2 protein-coding genes and 1 pseudogene are annotated in these 4,183 nt (G+C 44.9%); all 3 read left to right on the forward strand.

The annotated features are described in order from the left end of the window. Positions 1 to 127 precede the first annotated feature (127 nt). Positions 128 to 466, forward strand: a pseudogene (locus IM319_RS03085) (sensor histidine kinase); the annotation flags it as partial. 373 nt (positions 467 to 839) lie between these two features. Next, a complete protein-coding gene (psb27, locus tag IM319_RS03090) occupies positions 840 to 1,241 on the forward strand; it encodes a photosystem II protein Psb27 (protein ID WP_286824517.1) in 402 nt (133 codons plus the stop codon). Positions 1,242 to 1,592: 351 nt separating this feature from the next. Continuing rightward, positions 1,593 to 3,962: an endonuclease MutS2 gene (locus IM319_RS03095; protein WP_287734599.1), complete on the forward strand. Its 2,370-nt coding sequence runs from the start codon at positions 1,593 to 1,595 to the stop codon at positions 3,960 to 3,962. The last annotated feature ends 221 nt before the right edge of the window (positions 3,963 to 4,183 follow it).

Below are 4,183 nucleotides of genomic sequence, written 5' to 3' on the forward strand. Positions count from 1 at the left end.
CTCAATTGTCTATCTTTTGGTATTAACCTATTTGTGCCTTAAGTCCTTCTTTATATGAATTTCAGCTACTTTTGGGCGTAGGCTCTCTTATCTAATTTTATTTTCAGTTAATTATTTGCATAACAATTACCGAAGAGCCAAACTGCTCTACTCGATTTTAAGTAATTTACTCTTAAATGCGATTAAATATTCCCCCACGGGAGCAGGGATTAGTTTGATTTTGGGGAAAGATAGCGATCGCATTGTTTTTCAAGTCCGGGATCACGGTATCGGCATTGCCGAGGAAGATAGAGGTAAAATCTATGAACCCTTTTATCGGGGTCAGAATGTGGAAAATATTATCGGCACGGGATTGGGGTTAGCAGTGGTTAAAAAATGCGTCGAACTCCACCGCGGCGAAATCGCCCTAGATAGCCAAGTGGATAAGGGAACAAGCTTTACCGTCAAACTGCCCATTTTACCCTAGTTCCAGCTTGAGGAAAGCCTTGGCCCAGGTAGCGGTGAATTATCCTGATGTCCCGTTTCCAGAAGCGGGAATCGCGGATTTAAAAACGGCTGATGATAGGGCGGATATCTACCTTCGGGAAACCACCACCAGTGCCTGATCGCGGCTGGAATTAGTCCAGAATCAACTCACTCCGGGTTGATGGCATCGAAATTTTAGGCAAAAATAGGGCTTTTACCGACCAAAAAGCCTATATTTTGGCTATTTATCCCCGGTTGACCCCTGACTAAAGGAAAGATTTTTGATTTTTGCAGCCGGTTGACTCTCATGAAGAACTGGTAACAGTTTCCTGATAGGATAAGGTGACTTGGGATTAACTTATGGTATTGAAAATATGTCTCCAAAACCTTACATTTCTCGCTTATTAGCTTTGGTTCTCGTCCTTGTCATCGGATTGATGGGCTGTTCTAGTAGTTCGGGGTTAACAGGCAATTATGGACAGGATACCCTGACGGTGATTGAAACTTTAACCACAACCCTTGATTTAGTCAAAGATGACCCGAATAAAGCGGCAGTTGAGTCGCAAGCAAAGGAACAAATCAACAATTACATCTCCCTCTACCGACGAGATAAAAAATCCGGGGGTTTGCGTTCTTTCACTACTATGCAAACAGCCTTAAACTCTCTAGCTGGTTATTATACCGCCTACGGTTCCCGTCCCATCCCCGACAAACTCAAACAACGTTTAAAACAAGAATTTAAACAGGTACAATTCTCTCTCCAGAAAGGAATTTAGATACAGTGATCAGTTATCAGTGATCAGTTATCAGTGATCAGTTATCAGTGCAACTCGACCTAATATTATAAGCTGTACTGAATTTAAACTGCGTCTTGGAAATTTTAGTACAAATGCTCGAACTTCCTCTCCCTACTCCCAACTCCGGCACTCCAGTGCAGTCTTAACGAGTAATTTAGATAGTCAACAGCTGGGTGGGATTGTTAACTGACTGGTATTAAGTGCGAGTAACAGTGCTGTCTTTTCCCTGATTACTGATGACTGATTACTGTTCACTGAAATGACTCTGGCAAAATCAGACCAAATCCGGTTAGACTAGAAATACAAAGCGTATTATAAAAAACTACAAAATTGATTGAAGACGAAACCCTAGAATTATTGGAATGGCCGCGGCTATGTCAACACCTAGCTACTTTTGCAGCGACTAAACTCGGTGCGATCGCAATTCGTCAATTGCCGTTACCAGAAAGCAAAGAGGAAAGTTTAAACCTACTCTGCCAAACCAAAGAAGTTTATAGTTTAGAACAAAAATTAGATAGTCGTCTTTCCTTTGATGGGATTACCGACATCGGAGATGCCCTAGAAAGGGCGCATCTGGGGGGGTTATTATCGGGACAGGAACTTTTAAATATTGCCACGACTTTAGCGGGAGTGCGACGTTTACGGCGTTTAATTGACGAACAGGAAGATATACCAGTTTTAAAAGAGTTAGTAGCCGAAATTCGTACCTATCCAGAGATAGAACAGGAAATACACCGTTGTATCGATGAAGATGGCCGGATATCCGATCGCGCTAGTCCCCAATTACGGGAAATTCGGGGACAAATGAAGGTGATTAAAGAGCGAATTTACCGAAAATTACAGGATATCATCCAAAAACAGGGCGGTGCCATCCAAGAAGCGGTCATTACCCAAAGAAGCGACCGCTGGGTGATTCCCGTCAAAGCAGCGCAAAAAGAGCAAATACCCGGGATAATTCACGATACTTCCAGCACAGGGGCGACTTTTTACATTGAACCTCACTCTATCGTTGACCAAGGCAATCAACTGCGGCAATATCGTCGTCAGGAACAAATCGAAGAAGAAAAAATCCTCCGGCAGTTAAGTAATACGATCGCCGAAGCTTTTGAGGATTTAGAATATTTACTAGCGATCGCTACTAGGCTCGATCTGGCCACCGCTAAGGCCCGTTACAGTTTATGGTTAGAGGGTAATCCCCCCCGCTTTATCGATGGGTCGGAAACGATTACTTTGCGGAATTTGCGTCATCCCTTGCTCTGGTGGCAAAAACACCACGAACAGGGGGGGGATGTCGTACCAATAAATGTGCAGATTACCCCAGAAATTCGCGTTGTTGCCATCACCGGACCAAATACCGGCGGAAAAACCGTTACTTTAAAAACCCTCGGATTAGCGGCTTTAATGGCGAAAGCGGGCTTGTTTATTCCGGCCCGGGAACCGGTAGAGATACCCTGGTTTGATCGCGTTTTAGCCGATATCGGGGATGAACAGTCTTTGCAACAGAGTTTATCGACTTTTTCGGGTCACATTCGCCGGATTGTTCGCATTTTAGCGGCTTTAAATTCTCGTTCCTTGGTTTTACTCGATGAGGTGGGAGCAGGTACGGATCCGGCCGAAGGAAGTCCTTTAGCGATCGCTATTTTACAATACCTCGCCGATCATAGTTTACTAACGGTGGCTACCACTCACTACGGGGAATTAAAAGCGTTAAAGTATCGAGATTCTCGCTTTGAAAATGCCTCGGTAGAGTTTGATGATCGCACTCTTTCCCCCACTTATCGACTATTATGGGGCATTCCGGGGCGTTCTAATGCTTTAACTATTGCCCAGCGTTTGGGATTAAGTCCCGAAATTGTGGCCGAAGCGAGAAATCATCTGGGGGGGTTATCGGAGGAGATAAATCAAGTAATTGCGGGTTTGGAAGCGCAAAGACGGGAACAGGAGTCAAAAGCTAAAGAGGCAAGTCAATTGCTCCAACAAACGGAGAAATTTTATACAGAGGTGTCCACGCGGGCCAATTCTCTACAGGAGAGAGAGCGAGAATTAAAGCGTTATCAGGATCAGGAGCTACAAAAGGCTTTATTATCGGCAAAAGCAGAGATTAATGACGTTATTCGCCGATTGCAATCAGGAACAAAAACTGGTAAGGATGCCCAAAAAGCCACCGAGGAATTAACTGCGATCGCAGAAAGGGTATTACCAAAAACGGAAAAAACTAAGGTTAATTATCGTCCGCAAGTGGGGGAAAGGGTACGCTTGCCCAATTTGGGACAAACTGCCGAAGTTTTAGCAATTTCACCGGAATCAGAGGAGATTTCCCTGCGTTTCGGTATGATGAAGATGACCCTACCCTTAGATCAGATCGAGTCTTTGGATGGTCAAAAAGTGGAAACTGCGCCAAAACCTGTCAAAAATTTGCCCCAAACTCCCACAAAACCCCAGGAGACTCCTTTAATTCGTACTGCTAATAATACCGTCGATATTCGCGGTTCAAGGGTGGCAGAGTCAGAAACGGATATCGAACAGGCGATCGTCCGTGCCACCCCCTCGGGTATATTATGGATTATTCACGGTAAAGGTACGGGGAAATTGCGTCAAGGTGTTCACGATTTTTTATCCCGTCATCCCCAGATAAAACGCTTTCAATTAGCACCCCAAAATGAGGGCGGTTCGGGGGTAACTATCGCTTATTTAACTTAGGGTCTGCTGAATAGGTTTTTTGGTGGGGACAGGGTACACCCCACACCCCACACCCCACACCCTACACCCTACTTCATGGGATTTGACATCCTCGCCGCCGTAAAACGGACGGCGATTCCTCACCACGCCACTTTTTTAGGGTGGTCGCGTCAACGGGGTTGACGCAGATAGCGAAAAACGCTTAATTGCTTAAGTCTGACACTTTCGACCCGTCCGTTTTC

The sequence above is a fragment of the Microcystis sp. M113S1 genome, from assembly GCF_020246945.1.
GTDB lineage: Bacteria > Cyanobacteriota > Cyanobacteriia > Cyanobacteriales > Microcystaceae > Microcystis.

Bases quoted from the DNA above. Each gene is read 5' to 3' on its own strand.
- psb27 (WP_286824517.1), top strand. From the start codon at position 840: ATGTCTCCAAAACCTTACATTTCTCGCTTATTAGCTTTGGTTCTCGTC.